The sequence below is a fragment of the Lysinibacillus sp. CTST325 genome (genome assembly GCF_054665055.1).
In genome coordinates this window covers 548288-569578 of sequence record NZ_BAAFHO010000001.1, presented here as the reverse complement: position 1 = coordinate 569578, position 21291 = coordinate 548288, and the positions used below count along the sequence as shown (strand labels likewise).

The 21291-nt window shown below is 38.1% G+C and carries 24 protein-coding genes; 19 read left to right on the top strand and 5 right to left on the bottom strand.

The window, feature by feature from the left end; all coding sequences use genetic code 11:
* Positions 1 to 358: 358 nt before the first annotated feature.
* The 12 genes from rimP (at position 359) to pnp (ending at position 10856) form a co-directional block, all read left to right on the top strand.
* The gene (gene rimP, locus ACYQ73_RS02890; protein ID WP_142507439.1) at positions 359 to 829 is read left to right on the top strand and encodes a ribosome maturation factor RimP; all 471 of its coding nucleotides are present in this window, start codon (positions 359 to 361) and stop codon (positions 827 to 829) included.
* A 31-nt stretch (positions 830 to 860) separates the two neighbouring features.
* Positions 861 to 2000, top strand: coding sequence for a transcription termination factor NusA (nusA, locus tag ACYQ73_RS02885; protein WP_132357402.1), 1140 nt, complete (start codon positions 861 to 863; stop codon positions 1998 to 2000).
* A gap of 181 nt (positions 2001 to 2181) precedes the next feature.
* Positions 2182 to 2460, top strand: a complete 279-nt coding sequence (rnpM, locus tag ACYQ73_RS02880) for an RNase P modulator RnpM (protein WP_053483264.1) — start codon at positions 2182 to 2184, stop codon at positions 2458 to 2460.
* Positions 2457 to 2768, top strand: coding sequence for a YlxQ family RNA-binding protein (locus ACYQ73_RS02875; RefSeq protein ID WP_387080033.1), 312 nt, complete (start codon positions 2457 to 2459; stop codon positions 2766 to 2768). Before rnpM ends, ACYQ73_RS02875 begins: the two co-directional genes overlap by 4 nt.
* 14 nt (positions 2769 to 2782) lie before the next feature.
* Positions 2783 to 5056 (top strand): translation initiation factor IF-2, encoded by a 2274-nt coding sequence (gene infB / locus ACYQ73_RS02870; protein ID WP_460011068.1) that lies wholly within the window; start codon positions 2783 to 2785, stop codon positions 5054 to 5056.
* Positions 5056 to 5334 (top strand): DUF503 domain-containing protein, encoded by a 279-nt coding sequence (locus ACYQ73_RS02865; protein WP_053483261.1) that lies wholly within the window; start codon positions 5056 to 5058, stop codon positions 5332 to 5334. Before infB ends, ACYQ73_RS02865 begins: the two co-directional genes overlap by 1 nt.
* Positions 5335 to 5438: 104 nt before the next feature.
* Positions 5439 to 5780, top strand: coding sequence for a 30S ribosome-binding factor RbfA (gene rbfA, locus ACYQ73_RS02860; protein ID WP_100543905.1), 342 nt, complete (start codon positions 5439 to 5441; stop codon positions 5778 to 5780).
* A gap of 171 nt (positions 5781 to 5951) precedes the next feature.
* Positions 5952 to 6863 (top strand): tRNA pseudouridine(55) synthase TruB, encoded by a 912-nt coding sequence (truB, locus tag ACYQ73_RS02855; protein WP_460011067.1) that lies wholly within the window; start codon positions 5952 to 5954, stop codon positions 6861 to 6863.
* Between the two features lie 13 nt (positions 6864 to 6876).
* A complete protein-coding gene (gene ribF / locus ACYQ73_RS02850) occupies positions 6877 to 7833 on the top strand; it encodes a riboflavin biosynthesis protein RibF (RefSeq protein WP_460011066.1) in 957 nt (318 codons plus the stop codon).
* Between the two features lie 49 nt (positions 7834 to 7882).
* A complete protein-coding gene (locus ACYQ73_RS02845) occupies positions 7883 to 8035 on the top strand; it encodes a hypothetical protein (RefSeq protein ID WP_460011065.1) in 153 nt (50 codons plus the stop codon).
* Between the two features lie 144 nt (positions 8036 to 8179).
* A complete protein-coding gene (gene rpsO / locus ACYQ73_RS02840; RefSeq protein WP_068983113.1) occupies positions 8180 to 8449 on the top strand; it encodes a 30S ribosomal protein S15 in 270 nt (89 codons plus the stop codon).
* Between the two features lie 292 nt (positions 8450 to 8741).
* Positions 8742 to 10856, top strand: a complete 2115-nt coding sequence (gene pnp, locus ACYQ73_RS02835; RefSeq protein WP_460011064.1) for a polyribonucleotide nucleotidyltransferase — start codon at positions 8742 to 8744, stop codon at positions 10854 to 10856.
* Between the two features lie 109 nt (positions 10857 to 10965).
* Here pnp and ACYQ73_RS02830 read toward each other — a convergent pair whose 3' ends face one another.
* The gene (locus tag ACYQ73_RS02830) at positions 10966 to 11136 is read right to left on the bottom strand and encodes a hypothetical protein (RefSeq protein ID WP_460011063.1); all 171 of its coding nucleotides are present in this window, start codon (positions 11134 to 11136) and stop codon (positions 10966 to 10968) included.
* Between the two features lie 146 nt (positions 11137 to 11282).
* On the opposite strand from ACYQ73_RS02830, the gene ACYQ73_RS02825 reads away from it, so the two are divergent.
* Positions 11283 to 12506: a M16 family metallopeptidase gene (locus ACYQ73_RS02825; protein WP_460011062.1), complete on the top strand. Its 1224-nt coding sequence runs from the start codon at positions 11283 to 11285 to the stop codon at positions 12504 to 12506.
* A gap of 44 nt (positions 12507 to 12550) precedes the next feature.
* On the opposite strand, the gene ACYQ73_RS02820 is transcribed toward ACYQ73_RS02825, so the two are convergent.
* From ACYQ73_RS02820 to ACYQ73_RS02805, 4 genes are read right to left on the bottom strand one after another with little or no spacing between them, the layout of a single operon-like run.
* Positions 12551 to 13165 carry an ABC-2 transporter permease gene (locus ACYQ73_RS02820; RefSeq protein ID WP_460011061.1) on the bottom strand — a complete coding sequence of 205 codons (615 nt, stop codon included), beginning with the start codon at positions 13163 to 13165 and terminating at the stop codon, positions 12551 to 12553.
* Positions 13166 to 13179: 14 nt separating this feature from the next.
* Positions 13180 to 13806, bottom strand: a complete 627-nt coding sequence (locus tag ACYQ73_RS02815; RefSeq protein WP_460011060.1) for an ABC-2 transporter permease — start codon at positions 13804 to 13806, stop codon at positions 13180 to 13182.
* Between the two features lie 2 nt (positions 13807 to 13808).
* The gene (locus ACYQ73_RS02810) at positions 13809 to 14651 is read right to left on the bottom strand and encodes an ABC transporter ATP-binding protein (RefSeq protein ID WP_460011059.1); all 843 of its coding nucleotides are present in this window, start codon (positions 14649 to 14651) and stop codon (positions 13809 to 13811) included.
* Positions 14652 to 15029 (bottom strand): GntR family transcriptional regulator, encoded by a 378-nt coding sequence (locus ACYQ73_RS02805; protein ID WP_460011058.1) that lies wholly within the window; start codon positions 15027 to 15029, stop codon positions 14652 to 14654.
* Between the two features lie 143 nt (positions 15030 to 15172).
* Here ACYQ73_RS02805 and ACYQ73_RS02800 point away from each other — a divergent pair, with 143 nt between their 5' ends.
* From ACYQ73_RS02800 to ACYQ73_RS02775, 6 genes are all read left to right on the top strand, one after another.
* Positions 15173 to 15436, top strand: a complete 264-nt coding sequence (locus ACYQ73_RS02800; protein WP_132357391.1) for a YlmC/YmxH family sporulation protein — start codon at positions 15173 to 15175, stop codon at positions 15434 to 15436.
* A gap of 9 nt (positions 15437 to 15445) precedes the next feature.
* A complete protein-coding gene (locus tag ACYQ73_RS02795) occupies positions 15446 to 16225 on the top strand; it encodes an NAD(P)-dependent oxidoreductase (RefSeq protein WP_460011057.1) in 780 nt (259 codons plus the stop codon).
* The gene (locus ACYQ73_RS02790; protein ID WP_460011056.1) at positions 16219 to 16809 is read left to right on the top strand and encodes a dipicolinate synthase subunit B; all 591 of its coding nucleotides are present in this window, start codon (positions 16219 to 16221) and stop codon (positions 16807 to 16809) included. Before ACYQ73_RS02795 ends, ACYQ73_RS02790 begins: the two co-directional genes overlap by 7 nt.
* Positions 16810 to 16891: 82 nt before the next feature.
* The gene (locus tag ACYQ73_RS02785; protein ID WP_460011055.1) at positions 16892 to 17929 is read left to right on the top strand and encodes an aspartate-semialdehyde dehydrogenase; all 1038 of its coding nucleotides are present in this window, start codon (positions 16892 to 16894) and stop codon (positions 17927 to 17929) included.
* A 13-nt stretch (positions 17930 to 17942) separates the two neighbouring features.
* Positions 17943 to 18860 (top strand): 4-hydroxy-tetrahydrodipicolinate synthase, encoded by a 918-nt coding sequence (gene dapA, locus ACYQ73_RS02780; RefSeq protein WP_460011054.1) that lies wholly within the window; start codon positions 17943 to 17945, stop codon positions 18858 to 18860.
* Between the two features lie 433 nt (positions 18861 to 19293).
* Complete coding sequence (locus ACYQ73_RS02775; protein ID WP_460011053.1) at positions 19294 to 20961, top strand: ribonuclease J; 1668 nt, start codon at positions 19294 to 19296, stop codon at positions 20959 to 20961.
* Positions 20962 to 21291: the final 330 nt, after the last annotated feature.

Here is a 21291-nt window from a genome sequence, read left to right as displayed (position 1 = left end):
GGAGTGAAGGTTGGAAGCCCCTAGGAAAGCGCCTAGCCGGAACGGAAATCAACCCCCTCGTTATGGTGATGAGCCTAATTTAAGCACAAATTTCAATTTTATACCCAAGCATAATTGATTAGATGAGGTGTCTAGAAAAAGGAAATTTGCATTGTGCTGTAAACTATGCTATCCTAATGGTAATAATTTGTTGATATTTTTCCAGCAAAAGAGTGGGACCTTCCCGCTCTTTTCTGTTGTTATACCGTAGCAAAACAAATTTTTGACTAACAGCAGGTAAGACCGTTAAATTTCACCAAAGCTACTGGTGGAATTTCTGTTTTATTACGCCAGAATTTGATAGATACAGGAGGAAATAATGAGCAAAGTACCATCTTTAATTGAAGAGCTCGCCAAACCGATTGTTGAAGAGTTAAATCTTGAACTTGTAGATGTCGAGTTCGTAAAAGAAGGACGTAACTGGTTTTTACGTGTTTATGTGGATACACCTGAAGGTGGAATTGACATTGAACAATGTGCTCAAGTTAGTGAACGACTAAGTTTGCTATTGGATGAAAATGATCCAATTACACAAAACTATTATTTAGAAGTTTCTTCACCTGGAGCAGAACGTCCATTAAAAAAAGATACTGATTTTGAAAATGCGATTGGCAAATTTATTTATGTTAAAACCTATGAGCCCATCAAGGACATGAAGGAATTCCAAGGCTACTTAACGTCATACGATGAACATACATTAGTGATGGAAGTACGCATTAAAACGCGTAAAATTACAGTAACAATTGAACAAGAAAAAATCGCATTGGCACGACTAGCCATCGATTTCTAAGCATAATGCATATTTAGGAGTGAAAACAAAAATGAGTAGTGATTTGTTAGATGCGCTAAATGCGCTAGAAGAACAAAAAGGAATTTCAAGAGATGTGTTAATTGAAGCAATAGAAGCGGCATTAGTTACAGCTTACAAACGCAACTTCAATCAAGCACAAAATGTTCGGGTTGACTTAAATTTAGATAAGGGCTCTATTCGTGTCTTCTCACGCAAAGATGTAGTCGAAGAAGTAGAAGATGACCGTTTACAAATCTCTGAAGAAGATGCCAAGGCAATCAATCCTGCATACCAGTTAGAAGATGTGGTTGAGCAGGAAGTAACACCTCGAAACTTTGGTCGTATTGCTGCACAGACAGCGAAACAAGTTGTTACACAACGTGTTCGTGAAGCAGAACGCGGCTTAATTTACGAGCAATATGTAGACCGTGAAGATGATATCGTGACGGGTGTAGTTGAGCGTCTAGATGCTCGTAATATTTACGTAGGTCTTGGAAAAGTAGAGGCTGCATTACCACAAAACGAACAAATTCAAGGTGAAACATACCATCCACACGATCGCATTAAGGTTTATATTACAAAGGTTGAACGTACAACGCGCGGACCACAAGTTATTGTTTCACGCACACATCCGGGTTTATTACGTCGCTTATTTGAAATGGAAGTACCTGAAATTTATGAAGGTATTGTAGAAATTAAATCAATTGCTCGTGAAGCAGGGGATCGTTCTAAAATTTCTGTTTATGCACATAACGAAGAAGTAGATCCTGTAGGCTCATGCGTTGGAGCAAAAGGCGCTCGTGTGCAAACAATTGTAAATGAATTAAACGGTGAAAAAATCGACATCGTTGAATGGTCAGAAGACCCAGTTGTATTTGTAGCAAATGCTCTTAGCCCATCTAAAGTTTTAGATGTTCAAGTCAATGAAGAAGAAAAATCTACTACTGTTGTTGTTCCAGACTATCAGCTATCACTAGCAATTGGTAAACGTGGTCAAAATGCTCGTTTAGCTGCTAAGCTAACTGGCTGGAAAATTGATATTAAGAGTGAAACAGATGCTCGTGAGTTAGGTATTTATCCATCTGCAACAAGCACTTTCATACCTGCTGAGGATGAAGAAAGTGATTTTGATGATGTGACAGTTGACTTATATCAAGACGACGAAGAATAAGTAAGAAAGCCCGTGTGACTAGTTAGCTGCCATTATTCAGTGGGCGTTGGGCTGCGTCGACTGAATAATGGCAGAGCCTATATTGGAAAATATTATGGGTAAATTCCAAATATATATAAACAATGTAGTGCATGGCTAGTCCACCTCTTACGACAAGCTTCAGAGAGGAAAGGTGATTCTTATGGCTATTAATAAAAAAGTACCTCTTCGAAAATGTGTAGCTACCGGAGAAATGCTACCAAAAAAAGAAATGATTCGTGTCGTTCGTTCGAAAGAGGGCGAAGTAAGTGTTGATATCTCCGGAAAAAAACCCGGACGTGGTGCCTATGTCTCTAAAACGGAAAAAGCGATTGAAATCGCCCGTAAGAAAAATGTTTTAGGGCACCAACTTGATGTAAAAATCCCTGAAGAAATCTACGATGAGCTTATTTTGTTGATTCGTAGGGAGTCTATTATATGATTAATAATCAAGCGGTGTATAATTTGCTTGGGATAGCGGCAAGAGCCCGTAAAGTGATTTCAGGAGAAGAGTTAGTAGTAAAGGAAGTCCGCAATGGTAATGCTAAGCTAGTACTGCTTGCAAACGATGCTTCTAAAAACTCTAGCAAAAAAATTCAAGATAAATGCACGTATTACAACGTTGAGTATCATGTAATTGGTGATCGTTATGATCTAGGACATGCTACAGGTAAGGAGGCCCGAGTGGCTTTAGCTATTACCGATAAAGGTTTTGCAAGCAAATTGTCTAGTCTACTCAACGAAAAATAATCGGGGGTGAGCAGATGACCAAAATCAGAGTTCATGAATATGCGAAACAGGTGAATAAATCGAGTAAAGAGGTTATTGAAGCACTAAATAAATTAAATGTTAGCGTAACAAACCATATGTCAATGTTAGAAAAAGATATAGTGGCAAAGTTAAACCAAACATTTAAAACTATAAAAGACGTGAAGCAACCTACTCAAAATGTATCGCAAAAATCACAGCAATCGGTGAAAAAGCAAGATGGGCAAAAGCAGCAATCTGCTACTTCCAAGCCTAAGGCCAATAATCAGCAACATCAGCAACAAACGCATCAAAACTCAAATTCGTCTAACGAAAAATCTAAGAATACAAAAGGTAGTCAAAATCGAAATATGACAAATAATAATAATAACAACAATAATAATAACAATAATAATAATCGTAGAGGTGGCGGAGGTTACAACCAACGTCCAAAACCAGGAATTCATGGCGGAAAACGTCGCCATCCAAAAACACACCAACCAAGTCAACCAGTGAAACAAAAGGAATTACCAGAAAAAATTACTTTTGTTGAATCACTTTCTGTAGCGGAATTAGCTAAAAAGTTACACCGTGAGCCATCAGAAATTATTAAAAAATTATTTATGCTTGGTGTAATGGCAACAATTAACCAAGAATTAGATAAGGATGCAATTGAATTAATTTGCGCAGACTATGGTGTAGAAGTTGAAGAAGAAATTCGTGTAGATATTACGGATTTAGAAACACACTTCGAACAAACAGAAGAAGTTAACGAGGCGGAATTATCAGAACGTCCTCCTGTAGTAACAATTATGGGTCACGTTGACCATGGTAAAACTACATTGTTAGACTCTATTCGTAATACTAAGGTTACAGCTGGTGAGGCTGGAGGTATTACTCAGCATATCGGTGCTTATCAAGTAACTGAAGGCGACAAAAAAATATCGTTCCTAGATACACCAGGACACGCAGCTTTTACAACGATGCGTGCGCGCGGTGCGAAAGTAACGGATTTAACGATTTTAGTAGTAGCTGCGGATGATGGCGTAATGCCACAAACAGTAGAAGCGATTAACCACGCAAAAGCAGCGGAAGTACCAATTATTGTTGCAGTCAATAAAATGGATAAACCTTCAGCTAATCCTGACCGTGTGATGCAAGAGTTAACAGAGCATGGCCTAGTTCCTGAAGCTTGGGGTGGCGAAACGATTTTCGTACCAATCTCCGCACTAAAAGGTGAAGGCATTGACACATTACTTGAAATGATTTTACTTGTCGCTGAAGTTGGAGAATTAAAAGCGAATCCTAATCGCTTAGCACTTGGTACAGTAATTGAAGCACAATTAGATAAAGGTCGAGGTTCTGTTGCAACACTTTTAGTACAAGATGGAACATTAAAAGTTGGGGATCCGATTGTTGTCGGTCATACTTTTGGGCGAGTACGTGCGATGGTAAATGATAAAGGCCGTCGTGTGAAAGAAGCTGGACCATCAACACCAGTAGAAATCACAGGCTTAAATGAAGTACCACAAGCTGGCGACCGTTTCGTTGTCTTTGAAGATGAAAAAACAGCACGCCAAGTTGGGGAAACTCGTGCAATGTCAGCGATTCAAGCACAACGCTCAGAAAAACAACGTGTAACGCTTGATAACTTATTCGAACAAATGAGTCAAGGCGAAATGAAAGAGCTTAACTTAATTGTTAAAGCTGACGTTCAAGGTACTGTAGAAGCTATGGCCGCATCATTAATGAAAATTGATGTTGAAGGCGTAAACGTGAAAATTATTCACACTGGCGCTGGTGCGATTACAGAATCAGATATTTCTCTTGCAGCGGCTTCAAATGCAATTGTTATTGGCTTCAACGTTCGTCCAGATATCAATGCTAAACGAGCAGCTGAAGAAGAAGGCGTAGATATTCGTCTGCACCGCATTATCTATAAAGTAATCGAGGAAATTGAACAAGCAATGAAAGGTATGCTTGATCCAGAATTCGTAGAAAAAATTATTGGTCAAGCAGAAGTTCGACAAACAATTAAAGTATCAAAAGTTGGTACAATTGCTGGTTCATACGTAACAGAAGGTAAAGTAACTCGTGATTCTGGCGTACGTGTAATCCGCGACAATGTAGTAATTTTTGAAGGTGAATTAGATACACTTAAACGTTTCAAAGATGAAGTTAAAGAAGTTGCCAAAGGTTACGAATGTGGTATTACAATTACAAACTTCAACGATATTAAAGAAGGCGACATTATTGAAGCCTATATTATGGAAGAAGTTAAACGCGTTTAATGATTGTATATGCAGAAGTTGAATTCATGATTCAAACTGCCCATTCGTTGAAGGAAAAACGTGCTGTCTTACAGCGTATGCTTACCCGCACTAAGCAAAAATTTAATGTATCCATAGCGGAAATTGACCATCAAAATGTATGGCAACGCACGAAATTAGCGCTTGTTGCTGTTTCTTCTTCAAAAGAAGCAGCCGAGCGTGAAATTAATCACGCGCTTCATTACTTACAGTCAAATCCGGCTTGGGAACAGTTAAATGTGTGGCGAGACTATTTATAAGTAACATTAGAAGTTGTGTTGTATGATTTAGTCATACCTTGTATGTAAATATATGTGCAAGTGAAGACATAACTTTCTGTACATCGAAATTGAGGTGACAAACTATGTCTCTACGCTCAAACCGTGTCGCTGAGCAAATGAAAAAAGAGCTTGGTGATATTATTGGACGTAAAATAAAAGATCCGCGTGTTGGTTTCGTTACTGTTACTGGTGTTGAGGTGACAGGTGATTTACAACAAGCGACAATTTATATTACAACTCTAGGCAATGAACGTGAAAAAGAGGAAACATTAAAAGCTTTATTAAAGGCTTCTGGTTTCATTCGCTCAGAAATCGGGTCACGAATCCGTTTACGTCGTACACCAGAACTAATCTTTGAATTCGATTCATCGATTGAATATGGTAATCGTATTGATTCATTGCTACGTGGTTTACACGAAGAATAAGCTTAACTTAAAAAAGTCTGCCATATGCATGTTCATGCAGGCAGGCTTTTTACATTCAACGGAAATGCTACAGAACATTTTGCATTTTTTTCTGAAGTGTCAGGGCATTCATCTATATAAAACTGTAGCAGAAAAACAAAATATGCTAAAACTGAAATGAGGAGGAAATTTATGAACGGTATTTTACCGCTTTGGAAGGAACGCGGCATGACAAGTCATGATTGCGTCTTTAAATTACGAAAAATTTTACGTACTAAAAAAGTTGGCCATACAGGCACACTTGATCCAGGAGTTGAGGGAGTACTTCCCATTTGTATTGGTCAAGCAACACGCATCGCAGAATACTTAACGGATGCAGGAAAAACCTATGAAGCTGTTATTTCAATTGGACGTACAACGACAACTGAGGATGCAGAAGGAGAAACGGTTGAGCAAGATAGTACAAATAAAAAGTTCACACGTACTCAATTGCAAGAGGTTTTAGCATCGCTAACAGGTGTTATTCAACAAACGCCACCGATGTTTTCAGCTGTCAAAGTAAATGGTAAACGTCTCTATGAATATGCTCGAAAAGGCGAAATTGTCGAAAGACCTACTCGTCAAGTTACTATATATGCATTGGAACTACTCGATGATGTAGAAATATATGAAGGGCAAGAAATTACATTCCCTGTACGTATAGCGTGTAGTAAAGGGACGTATATCCGAACACTAGCTGTACAAATTGGAGCGGCACTTGGCTATCCAGCACACATGAAAGAGCTCGTACGCACAGCCTCAGGTACATTTACGCAAGAGAATTGCTTTACGTTGGCACAAGTTGCTGAACTGATGGAAGCTGAACAAATGGATACATGCATTTTACCAGTTGAGTATGCATTAACAGATTATCCATATATGGAGATCACTTCCGCAAACGAAAAAGAAATTTTCAATGGACAAGTGCTTCCCGCAGATGCATTATTAAAGATACATGATAAAATTGTTTTTGGAATCAGTGGGAAAGCAATTGCGGTCTATCATGCCCATCCTACAAAGGAAGGGCTTATGAAGCCACATAAGATGTTTCCGACGATAGAGTAGGAGGATTTTTAGTATGGAGGTCATTCATTTAAAATACCCACACCAACTACAGCAACGAGAAAGCATGCAGCCATATTCATTGGCTCTTGGTTTTTTTGATGGTGTACATAGAGGGCATCAGGCAGTTATTAAGGCAGCGAAGGACGAAGGAGACAAGTGTCAAATTCCAACGGCTGTTATGACATTCGATCCACATCCTTCTTTAGTGCTTGGCGGACGTAACGAAAAAGTATTTTATATAACGTTATTACAGCAAAAGTTGCAACTTTTCGAAGAACAGGGTGTTGATACAGCATTTGTTGTGCATTTCACATCTGATTTTGCAAAGCTTTCACCTGATGCATTTATTGATACATTTATTCGTGGGTTGAACATTCAACATGTTACAGCTGGCTTTGATTATTCTTTTGGTGCATTTGGTAAAGGAACAATGGAAGATATGCGTGCATTGAGTAATGGAGATTACGGCGTAACGGTTGTTGAAAAGAAAACTGATGAAATCGAAAAAATTAGCTCTACACGTATCCGTAAGCTTTTGCAAGAGGGAGAAATGGAAGAAGCAAGATTGCTCCTAGGACGACCATTTGAAGTTACGGGTATCGTTGTACACGGTGATAAGCGAGGGCGCACAATAGGTTTCCCAACTGCAAATGTCCAAGCGTTAGAGGGAACTTATATTCCTGCTAGCGGTGTATATGCGGTTCGAGTACTTGTACAAAATAACTGGTATGATGGTGTATGTAATGTAGGATATAAACCAACATTTAAAGATCCAAACGACAAACAATTATCCATCGAAGTCCATATATTAAACTTCGAAAAAAATATTTACGGTGAAGAAGTGCATGTCGCTTGGTATAAACGTATAAGAAGTGAACGAAAATTCGATGGTATTGAAGCTTTGAAAGCACAAATCGAAAAAGATAAACAGGAAGCAATTGAATATTTTAAGGTTATTACCAAAAGTTAAAGCGTATACCATGAATATAAGTTGATTGGAGAGGAGGCTGGGCGACTCCTTGGGGCTCATCGGACGCCCCCAGGAAGCTCTGCGCGAAAGCGAAGCGTCAGCAACAAAGCGCCCAGCCGGAACGAAATCAACCCCACTTTATAGTGATGAGCCGTATTTTATCGGCTTCATGCAAATTAAATCTGCTTTAACATTTGAATAGGCTGACGTTAACGCTTGCTTGACCTATTGTTTTATGGTAACATTCATAAGTGCATAATATGCTTATCCTTAGCTCGGTATATCGATGACTCCAACGTGTACTGTGCTAATGGGGATTAACAATTATTTAGGAGGTCCATACAAAATGGCTATTTCAAAACAACGTAAAAACGAAATTATTGCTGAGTTCCGTACTCACGAAAGTGACACTGGTTCTCCAGAAGTACAAGTTGCAGTATTAACAGAGGAAATTAACGCTCTAAACGCTCACTTACGTACACACAAAAAAGATTTCCACTCTGAGCGTGGTCTTCTTAAAATGGTAGGTCGTCGTCGTCACTTATTAAAATATCTTCGTGAAACTGACGTACAACGTTACCGTGAACTAATCACTCGTTTAGGCTTACGTCGCTAATTGTCAATCGAAAAGCGGGATTAATCCCGCTTTTTCTTTATGTTTATAAACATTAAGAATAACCAAGGCGAAATTGATTATTTAGAAAAAAGCATGTATGATATGAACTTCAAGCAAAAAAACACTGTTTCAATCAAATACAGAAATAAATCCTAAATAAATTGGCAATAACTGAATTTAAATGTATTATTATTTCATGAAATATTTAGCATAGAACAAGCATTTTTGGTACACTTACTATTAGTACATACAGACGAAGTAAGTGTTTTTATAATAGAGAGGGGTTCATTGAATGAACGAAAAGAAAGTCTATTCCTATGAATGGGCTGGCCGTCCACTTGTAATCGAAGTTGGACAGTTAGCAAAACAAGCAAATGGGGCCGTATTAGTACGCTATGGTGATACATCTGTACTTTCAACAGCAACAATGTCAAAATCACCGAAACCACTTGATTTCTTCCCATTAACAGTAAACTACGAAGAACGTTTATACGCAGCAGGTAAAATTCCTGGTGGCTTTATTAAGCGTGAAGGACGTCCATCTGAAAAAGCAATACTAGCAAGCCGGTTAATTGACCGTCCAATTCGTCCAATGTTCCCAGACGGTTTCCGTAATGAAGTACAAGTTATTTCAATGGTTATGTCTAACGATCCGGATTGCACGTCTGAAATGGCTGCAATGGTTGGATCATCATTAGCGTTAGCGATCTCGGATATTCCATTCGACGGACCGATTGCAGGTGTACAAGTTGGATATATTGACGGTAAATTTATTGTGAACCCAACTGTGGAACAATCTAATCAATCAACAATCCATTTATCTGTAGCAGGTAACAAGGATGCTATCAACATGGTTGAAGCAGGTGCACTAGAAGTACCGGAAGAAGTAATGCTAGAAGCCATTATGTTCGGTCATGAAGAAATCAAAAAAATTATTGCTTTCCAAGAGCAAATTGTTGCAGAAGTAGGGAAAGAAAAATTACCAGTAACATTATTTGAAATTGATGAAGCGATTCAAGCAGATATAAAAGCAGCTTGTGAGACTGACATGCATGATGCAATTCAAACTGCAGAAAAACATGCACGTGATGAGGCTATTCAAGCGGTAAAAGACCGTGTTATTGCTTCTTATGAAGAGCAAGAAGCGGATGAAGTAACAATGAAGCAAGTTTATACAATTCTAGATAAAATGGTGAAAGACGAAGTACGTCGTCAGATTACAGAAGATAAAGTTCGTCCAGATGGTCGTAAGTTAGACGAAATCCGTCCACTTTCTTCTGAAACTCAGCTTTTACAACGTACTCACGGTTCAGCATTATTCACGCGTGGACAAACACAAGCCCTTTCTATTTGTACATTAGGTGCACTTGGGGATGTACAAATTATCGACGGTTTAGGTGTGGAAGAATCAAAACGCTTTATGCATCACTATAACTTCCCACAATTTTCAGTAGGGGAAACAGGCCCAATTCGTGGACCAGGTCGTCGTGAAATCGGTCATGGTGCTCTAGGAGAGCGTGCTCTTGATGCGGTTATTCCAGATGAATCTGTATTCCCATATACAATCCGTTGTGTATCGGAAGTACTTGAGTCAAATGGTTCTACATCTCAAGCTTCTATCTGTGCTTCAACGTTAGCAATGATGGATGCTGGTGTTCCATTAAAAGCACCTGTAGCAGGTATTGCAATGGGTCTTATAAAAAAAGGCGAACACTACTCTATTTTAACTGATATTCAAGGTATGGAAGACCACCTTGGAGATATGGACTTTAAAGTTGCTGGTACAGCTAAAGGTGTAACAGCACTTCAAATGGACATTAAAATTGATGGTTTATCACGCAATATTTTAGAAGAAGCATTAACACAGGCTAAAATTGGCCGTATGCACATTTTAGAATCAATGCTTGCTACTCTTGCAGAACCACGTGAAAAATTATCTACATTTGCACCGAAAATTGTAATCGTGAAAATCAATCCTGATAAAATTCGCGATGTCATCGGACCTGGTGGTAAACAAATTAACAAAATTATTGAAGAAACTGGCGTAAAAATTGATACTGAGCAAGATGGTACAATTTACATCTCTTCTGCAGATGAAGAAATGAACGCTCGTGCAAAACAAATTATCGAAGACATCGTACGTGAAGCAAAAGTTGGCGAGTATTATTTATCAACAGTTAAACGTATTGAAAAATTCGGTGCGTTCTGTGAAATATTCCCAGGGAAAGACGGCTTACTTCACATCTCTGAAATTCAAGAGGAACGTACAAAACAAGTTGAAGATGTCTTAAAACTTGGCGATCAATTACTTGTAAAAGTTATTGAAATAGACAAGCAAGGTCGTGTGAATTTATCTCGTAAAGTTGTTATCCAAGAGGAAAAAGAACGCGCTGAGCAAGATAAATAATAAATTGTAGAAAAGGCTGCGTATAATGCGCAGCCTTTTTTAAATCAAATATAAGGAAAATGGTTCAATAAGGGATATTTTGGGGGAAGCTTCACATTATGGTTCATCATTAAAAGTCGTGGATGACTTTTGGTAAAACGTATACTATGTAAATAAGTTGATTGGAATGGAGAATGGGCAACTCCTTGGGGATTAGCGATATAGAGGAACGAAGGCTAAAAGCATCACGTCCTGTGATAACGCCTTCGTGACTAACATCGTGTTGGCCCAAGCGGCTCATCGGACGCCCCCAGGAAGCTTTGCTCTGTGCGAAAGCGAAGCGTCAGCAACAAAGCGCCCAGTCGGAACGGAAATCAGCCACACGTTTTGGTGATGATCCCACATTATGCCTTTGAGTAGAACCAGAGATGAATTGGGGGAGATTTTTTGGTACAAGTACATACATGTCAGAATGGTGTGCGTATTGTGTCTGAGCAAATCGATCATGTAAGATCCGTTGCGCTAGGCATTTTTGTTAATGCAGGATCTCGTTATGAGCTACCTGAGGAAAATGGCATTACACATTTTATAGAACATATGCTTTTTAAAGGGACAAAAACTCGAACAGCTCGCCAAATTGCTGAAGAATTTGACCGAATTGGTGGAGAGTTAAATGCCTTTACATCTAAGGAAAACACTTGTTATTATGCAAAGGTTTTAGACCATCATGCTGAGCTTGCAGTTACAATATTAGCGGATATGTTCTTTAATTCTACGTTTGCAGAGGAAGAGTTAGAGAAGGAAAGACAAGTAGTACTAGAGGAAATATTAATGAGTGAAGACGCAGCTGATGACGATGTTCACGAAAAACTATGGGGAGTCATGTATCCAAACGACGCACTCGGTCGACCAATTCTCGGAACTGCGGCTACTTTAAAAACATTTACAGCAGATATGATACGTAATTACATGGCTAAACATTATGGTCCAGAATCAGTTGTTATTTCAATAGCGGGAAATATTTCTACGAAGCTCATGCAAACAATTGAAGACTTATTTGGCCAATATCAGCCATCTCCTCTTGCGGTTGAGCCTGTGCTTTCGAATCCTCATTTTTATCCAGGAGAGGTCTCAAAAACTCGCGATACGGAGCAAGCGCATTTGGCCATTTCTTATCCAGCAATTGGTGTAAAGGATCCAGATATGTATAGCTTTATTGCACTTAATAATATTATCGGTGGTAATATGAGCTCTCGTTTGTTCCAAGAAGTACGCGAAGAACGTGGTTTAGCCTATTCAATATTTTCTTATCAATCCTGTTATGCAGATGTTGGCGCATTTACGATTTATGGTAGTACAAGTCGTCAGCAATTATCACAGCTTCAACATACAATTGATGCGACATTACTTGATATCGTAGCAGGTGGTGTGACTGAGGAAGAGCTTACGAATGCGAAGGAACAGCTGAAGGGTAGTTTTGTACTCGGTCTAGAGGGGACAGGTGCTCGTATGAATCGCAACGGTACAAGTGAGTTAGTACATCGCAGACATCGTTCTGTAGACGAAGTATTAGCGTCCATCGATGCCGTATCGATGGAATCGCTAGATCGCTTAATAGCAAAAATCTTGAAAGCTGAGCCAGCCATTTCAATTATTGGCCCAGAAGCTTAAAAAAAGGTTGCCGTTTATAGGCAACCTTTTCTCTATTCAGTTGCTTAAAAAACCTCTCTTGCTAAATATAAGGTATGGCTTTGACGAAAAATAAAATTACTAATGAGTATACTCAATAGTGAAGGGATCAAAATAATTATCAAATTTTCTGCTATTTGGGATAAAAAGTAATGAATAGGTAAATTAATTATAAAAATAAGGAAGATGGCTGTTAACATTCTAAAATAACGCATCCGCTTTTTCTCGTCTAGATGATGGATATAAAACTGGATGGAGATGAGTAAAGAAGCACTGCTAATATAGGCGAAGTACATGGCAAAATGCTCTAGAAAATTATCGTCAGCTGCTGTTTGTGAAAAATAAGCAGGTGCTATTAGAACAAAAAGTAGCATCACGATGCCATGACAATATAGAAAATCAGCTTGTAGCTGTGTTTTTCTTGTCAAAGGCAGACTATTAACAAACAATTCCCAATTTACTTTTTGATCGTCCTCATAAATCCCTTCAACAATGGAAGCAGAAAAAACTGCAGCAAATATTACTATTGCGGGATTATCTAAAAAAGGTATTTCCATATTACTTATGATCGTACAAATAATAACTGCAAAAAGAATGGACCATTTTTGAATCATTATTCTTTGTAAAATTAAAGCCTGCATTGTCTCTTTCCCTCCTAGAATTCTTTGCGTTGATAAATTACGGTTGAAATGATAGAGGACAGCCATAAGATTAAAAGTCCAGCAATAGGAGCAAAAAACATATACTGTTTTAAGTTGGATAATGTTAATGTCATATCTGGAAAATACTCTTTTAAAAGACCAAATAAGAAACCAGGTATGAAGCAAAGAGCAATAAGAACCATTCTTCCCTTTATAGAACCGAATTTAATGTAGATCGGTAATAAAAGTGCTAGCATACAAAAGGCTAATGTCACAAGAAGGTTAAATGTTGGAAAAAACTCTGTTGATGCCCAGTTATTCGTAAAACGATGAATAATGAATACAATCGGTAGTGCGAGTATAAGCCCAAAAAGCATAAGAAGGATACTAAGTATATATTTACTAAGTACTATGTCCCCTTTTGAAATGGGTAAAGTATTTGCATATTTATCCCAACTGCTTTGTTCATCATAGGTAAGAGCAGTTATAGTTTGAAAGGTCACGATAAATATAATTATTGTAAAGAGCATTAAACCTTGTTGCATAAAAATTGATATAAATAGGAAAAAAATCAGCACGAAAGCCTGTGTTTTTAGTTGACGTTGAATCGTCATTAAATCTTTTAAGATAAGACCTGCCATGTTCAAACACTACCTTTCACATAAAATAGCATGATATCTTCTATAGAAGGCTTTTCAAGGGAGAATACCTCATTTACTTCATTTTTTAGAACTAAGACTTCTGTTCCAAAGGTTCCATTACGTTTTCTTATAATGGCATGTTCTGGTATTACACTTACTTCCTCATTATTTCCTTTAAATATGCCGTACTCATAGACAAGTACATCCTTACTTTCGCTAAATAAAATTTCCCCATTATGAATGAATGTAATGTAGTCAGCTATCTTTTCTAAATCACTTGTTATATGAGAAGAAAATAGGATGCTATGTGTTTCATCCTGCATAAACGTTAAAAATAAATCGAGAATTTCATCACGAATAATTGGATCTAGCCCACTCGTTGGTTCATCTAAAATTAACAGCTTTGGATGATGCGACATGGCTAATGCAATGGACAGCTTCATCCTCATTCCTCGAGATAATTCTTTTACCTTCTTCCTCACTGGAATTTTAAATTGTGCTAATCGTTCGGAATAATAGCCTGAATCCCATGTTTTAAATACTTTTTTCATAAATTTGTCGAGCTGCGTCGCATTGAGCGTTTCAGGCACATGTAAATCGTCAAAAACCACACCGATGTCGTTTTTTATCGATAATTCATGTTCGACAACATCCTTACCGAATAGCAAAATTTCGCCATATTCTTTTTTGAGTAAATTAAGTATGCATTTAATTATAGTAGACTTCCCAGCACCGTTTTCTCCTACAAAACCCATGACAGTGCCTTGAGGTACTGAAAAACTTACATCATTAAGAGAAAACCCTTCAAAGCTTTTCTGTAAATCATGAACTTCAATAGCATTCATTTAGTTGTCCTCCTCCAAAATTAATGAAAGTAACTCCTGTAATTCTTCTTTTGTCAGCCCAGCAGTTTTGGCCGTTTTCACTGCCTGTTGCATATGCTTTTCAACTTGACGTAATAATTCCTCGCGTAGAAAATCTTGATTTCGTTCTGTAACAAAACTTCCTTTTCCAGCTACTGTTTCGATAAATCCATCTCGCTCTAAATCAGCATAAGCTCGCTTCGTTGTCATAACGCTAATTTTTAAATCCTTTGCAAGTGCACGAATAGATGGTAGTGCGTCACCTGCCTGTAATTTATTGGCTAGTATCGCTTCCTTAAGCTGTACGGTTATTTGCTCATAGATGGGTTTATCACTGGCGTTGCTTAAATGAATATGCACAAATTTCTCACCTCTCAAAACTGTATATATACACTATATACAGCATGATGAATAAATGCAATATTTTCATACTTTGGGTAAGGGTCACGAATTGCAAAAACTCGGCATATATTGGGGTAACGGTTCAAGGAGGGAGATGAGGAATGCTACTATCAGAGATGGTGGATAAAGAGTTAATTCAAATTGAGGGTGGCGTACATTTTGGTATATTGGCACATACAGAATGTCTATTAGATGTACAAACAGGAAAGATTCATGGTTTTGAAATTGTTAAAGATAAATTGCCATTCCAAAAAAAGAAAGTGAAAGTTAGTGAAATGATACCTTGGCACGAAATTATACTAATTGGAGAAGATCGAATTTTATTTAACAAAACAACGACGGTACAGTCAGAATTTTTACAGTGAGGTGAGCTTTTGGAAAATGAAAAATGGCTTGTTATCGGTGAGGATCTAAGATTAAAGGAATTAGCTACAATGCTAAGAAGCCCATCGAGAACGGTATTTTATAAAAGAACATCAGTTTGGAATGAAGAGTTAAATAAGCTTGTATTAGAATTCCAACCAAATAGAATTATTCTTCCCATCCTTCCACTAAAAATTGAAGTGGAACAGCTGTATGGGATATCCCAAGTTAAGTTTTATACAGGGCGTTTGACTATGCATTGGAAGCAATTGCTTGAGAAAAATGAAACAAATTGTTATTTGCAACAAGAATCATTTATTTGGCAAAACGCAAGATTAACAGCCGAGGGATTTATCGCCACGTTTTACGGACTCGAGCAAAAATGTATTTACGGACAAAACTTTACTATCGCAGGTTTTGGACGCACAGCCAAAATGCTCGCCTCTTTACTCGTCAAGATGGGCGCTAATGTCCATATAGTTGCGCGTTCAGTAGTACAAGTGAGTGAAGCAAAGGCATATGGTTATAAAGCTACGAATTTAGACGACCGCAAATGGTCAATTAATGACGGGATTTTTATCAATACGATTCCAGCAAAATGGATTACAGAATCATTCCTAGATCATGTCCCAGCTGTCCTATATGATTTGGCTTCAGAGCCTGGCTGTTTAGATATAGACACTGAGCAATTACAAACGTATGTACTATTGCCATCATTACCTGGGAAATACTTTGCACATGATGCAGCTACAATATTGTGCAAGGCAATAGAGGAGGAAGAAAATTGCTAACGGGTAAACGAATTGGTTTAGGTATTACAGCCTCTCACTGTACGTATGAGGATGTAGTACCTAAAATTCAAAATTTTATAGATGCAGGAGCATCAGTTATTCCAATCATTACGCATTCCGTGTTACATGCGGCTACTCGTTTTGGTACCGGAGAGGAGTGGATTGCAAAAATAGAGGAATTGACTGGAGAAAAGGTTATATCCTCTATTAAAGAGGCAGAACCATTCGGACCATCCAATCCATTGGATGCAATGGTTATAGCGCCGATGACGGGCAATAGTATTAGTAAATTTGCTAATGCAGCAACAGATAGTCCGGTATTGATGGCGGCTAAGGCAACATTGCGTAACGGTTCGCCTGTTGTCCTAGGTATCTCAACAAATGATGCGCTTGGCTTAAATGGTATGAATATTATGAGGCTGCTAAATGCTAAAAACATTTACTTTATTCCATTCGGGCAGGACTCACCACATTCCAAGCCAAATTCCTTGATTGCTGATTTTGATCAAATGGTCGCAACTGTACATGAAGCGATTACGGAGAAAAAGCAATTACAACCACTGTTTATACAATATTTCAAATAATTCATGAATTACACACAATTTTCAGTATTTTTGTGATACAATAGCACACATTATGGAACATGTACTCAAGGAGAGATGACAGATGACAAAGCAGTTAACAGTTGCGGTTGTTGGAGCAACAGGGGCAGTAGGCACAAAAATGATGGAACAGCTAATTAAACGGAATTTTCCAATCGGAGATATTAAGTTTTTAGCTTCTGCACGTTCAGCAGGGAAACCAATCGAATTTAATGGTAAGACATATACAATTGAAGAAGCGACACCTGAAGCTTTTGAAGGCGTCAATGTCGCTTTATTCTCAGCTGGTGGTTCTGTATCAGCGGTGTTGGCGCCAGAAGCGGCAAAACGTGGTGCCGTAGTGATCGATAATACGAGCCATTTCCGTATGGATCCAGAGGTACCACTAGTTGTGCCTGAAGTAAATCGTGGCGATCTTGCTAAGCATAAAGGGATTATTGCGAATCCAAACTGCTCTACAATCCAAATGATGGCTGCACTTGAACCTATTCGTAATGCATTTGGCTTAACAAAAATTATTGTATCAACATACCAAGCAGTTTCAGGTGCAGGTATTTCTGCTATTCAAGAATTAAAGGCACAAAGTGAAAATTGGGATGCAGGTAAGGATGTAGAAGCAAATATTTTACCTTCTGGTAGCGACAAACGTCATTATCCAATCGCTCGTAATGTCATTCCACAAATTGATAAATTTACTGACAATGGCTTTACATACGAAGAAATGAAAATGATTAATGAAACGAAGAAAATCATGCATGCACCAGAGCTAAAAGTAGCAGCAACTTGTGTTCGCGTGCCAGTCGTTTCAGGACACTCTGAATCTGTTTATATTGAAGTAGAAAAAGAAGCAACGGTACAGGAGATTTTTGAAGTATTACGCAGTGCACCAGGTATAGTATTACAAGATAATATCGCAACACAAACTTACCCAATGCCTATCTATGCAGAAGGGGAAGATGCTACTTATGTAGGACGTATTCGTCAAGATTTAGACAATAAAAAAGGATTCCACCTATGGATCGTTTCTGACAATCTTTTAAAAGGCGCTGCATTAAACTCTATTCAAATTGCAGAAGCAATGCTGGAGGATAACTTACTATAAGAGGGGTGTAAGGATGAATTTAGGTCGAATTGGAACGGCGATGATTACGCCGTTCAAAGAAGATGGCACGATTAATTATCCAGAACTAGAACGTATTATTAATTATTTGATTGATAATGGTACAGATTGTATTGTCGCATGTGGCACAACCTCTGAAAATCCAACTATGTCCACAGAAGAAAAAATTGAAGTTGTACGCTTTACAGTAGAAAAAGTAGCAGGCCGTGTACCTGTAATTGCAGGTACAGGGGATAACGAGACTGCTTACTCTATTGCAATGACGCACAAGGCTGAAGAAAATGGTGCAGATGGTATCATGCTTGTAGCACCATATTATAATAAGCCAAATCAGCGCGGTATTTTTGCGCATTTTGAAACAATTGCAAAAGAAACAAGTTTACCTGTCATGCTTTATAACGTGCCAGGACGTACAGGCGTCAATGTTGCCTATGAAACTTCCGTTGCTTTAAGTAAAATTCCTAATATTTCATGGATTAAAGAAGCAAGTGGCAATTTAGATCAAATGGGCGATATTATTGAGAATGTTGATTCAGATGATGATTTCTTCGTGTATAGTGGGGATGATGGTTTAACACTTCCACTACTAGCAATAGGCGGAACAGGAATTATTTCAGTTGCTGCTCATGTTGTTGGAAATGATATGCAATTAATGATTAAAGCGTTTGAAGAAGGAAATCACGAGCTAGCAGCCAAAATTCACCGAGCATTATTACCACTTGTACGCGCGTTGTTCGCACAGCCAAATCCATCGCCTGTAAAATACGCGATGACCAAATTAGGCTTTGATACACTTAATGTTCGTCTGCCAATGATGGAAATGACAGATGAAGAAAAAGCAAACTTTGACCGAATTTGGGATACGTATCAAGAAAAAGCGAAAAGGTTTAGAAAAATAAGTACTTTTAGTTAAATCCTAAGACCGTAAACAAACGTGAGATTTTTTAGTTTGTTTACGGTCTTTTTCTTTTGTTAGAAACATAGAAGAATAAGACCGTCGCTCCAGATGGGGGGCCCTCATGGAAGATAGTATCCGCTCGGGTAGGATGGGAAACCGCTCAGGTAAGGCAGGAATCCTCTCAGGCGCTAGAACAACCTTACAGAGAATGGCTTACAAACGGCGATATATCCCATCTCCAAAAACTACATCGCTTAATAAAAGACAAAAATTAGACCTTTCACAATGCCACATACTCAACCTGCTTTCCATCTATTAGTAATAAAATTAGCAATAAATTTCTGTTTCCATCATGAAAGTTGAATTTTTAATTTGTGCAAAAGCTTTGCAAACCGTATAATAAATCTTAAGTGGTTGCTGTTCGGGATATTTTTTAGGAGGAAATAAATTGACGAAAAAGAAAAATGAATTAATTCGCATCATCCCACTTGGTGGCGTGGGCGAAATTGGGAAAGCAATGTACGTAGTAGAAATTGACGAAGAGCTATTTGTAGTGGATAGCGGCTTAATGTTCCCTGAAGACGAAATGCTGGGCATTGATATCGTAATTCCGGATATTACGTATTTAGAAGAAAATAAAGATCGTGTAAAAGGGATTTTCTTAACACATGGTCATGAAGATGCAATTGGCTCGATTGCCTATGTATTACAAAAAGTGAAAGCGCCAGTGTACGGATCAAAATTAACAATTGCACTTGCAAAGGAACATTTAAAAGAATTGCCTGCACCACATCAGGTGAAATTCTTTGAGGTTACGAACCGTAGTCGTATGAATTTTAACTCGACGTATGTGACATTCTTCCATACAACACATAGTATTCCCGATTCGTTAGGGGTAGTGTTCCATACATCTGAAGGAGCAATTGTTCATACAGGGGAGTTTAAATTCGATCAATCAGCGACAGGTAAATTTAAACCTGATTTAGCAAAAATGGCTCAGTTAGGTGAAGAAGGCGTATTTATTCTGTTATCTGAGTCGAGTGAAGCTGAGCGACCAGGTTATACGACATCTGAGATTGTGATTGAAGAGCAATTATCAAAAACATTCCATTCAGCACCAGGTCGTATTTTAGTTGCTGTTTATGCATCGAATTTTATTCGTATCCAACAAGTATTAACACAAGCTCAAAAGTCGTTCCGTAAAGTAGTCATCGTAGGTAAACCTTTAGAAAAAGCTGTGGATTTAGGTGTACAGCTAGGTTACTTAACAGCTGAGGAAGATACAATCATCCCTATTTCAGAAATGCAAAAGTATCAAGATGATGAGATTATTATTATTGCTACAGGTAATAAAGGGGAACCACTTGATGCATTAGAGAAAATCGTTCGCAAACATCACCGAGACATTAAAATAAAGCAAGATGATACAGTATTAATTACTTTTACACCATCTCCTAGTATGGAAGTACAAATGGCTAATACGATGAACTCTATCGCAAAAGCAGGCGCTGAAATTCTAACATCTAGCAAAAATGTACATGTGTCGGGTCACGGTAGCCAAGAGGATTTAAAATTAATGCTAAACTTAATGCAACCGAAGTACTTTATCCCTGTGCAAGGTGAGTACCGTATGCTTATTGCTCACTCTAAGCTTGCTCAACAACTAGGTATGCAAAAATCACAAATTTTTATCGCCGATAAAGGGGATATTGTGGAATATAAAAATGGTAAAATGCGGATGAGTGGCCGTGTACAAGCTGGTAATGTATTAATAGACGGTATTGGTGTTGGCGATGTAGGCAACATCGTACTTCGCGATCGTAAATTATTATCGCAGGATGGTATTTTCATTGTTGTAGTAACGTTAAACCGTGCTCAAAAGAAAATTGCATCTGGTCCAGAAATTTTATCGCGTGGTTTCGTATATGTACGTGAATCAGAAGAATTAATGGTAGAAGCTTCTGAGATTGCGAAAACTGTAATTGAAAAATACGTTGGTAAAGATACATTTGAATGGACAAACATTAAACAAGAAATTCGAGATACACTGAATACGTATTTATTCCAAAAAACGAAGCGCCGCCCAATGATTATCCCAATCATTATGGAATATTAAAAATGAAAGATCATCGTTGAATGAAAAAGGATTTTCTAGCCGAATGTAAACGGTGGAAAATCCTTTTTTTGACTCAATCCTAAAAGTTAGGAATGGCATTTATTGGAACATATACTATTTATATAAGTTGATTGGAGTGGAGGCTGGGTGACTCCTTGGGGATTAGCGGCTCATCGGACGCCCCAGGAAGCTCTGCTCTGTGCGAAAGCAACAAAGCGCCCAGCCGGAACGGAAATCAACCACACGGTATGGTGATAAGTCTATTTTTTGAAATAATCAAGTTCTACATGTTATTATTCGCTACATATAAAGAATGGATTACAAAAGAAG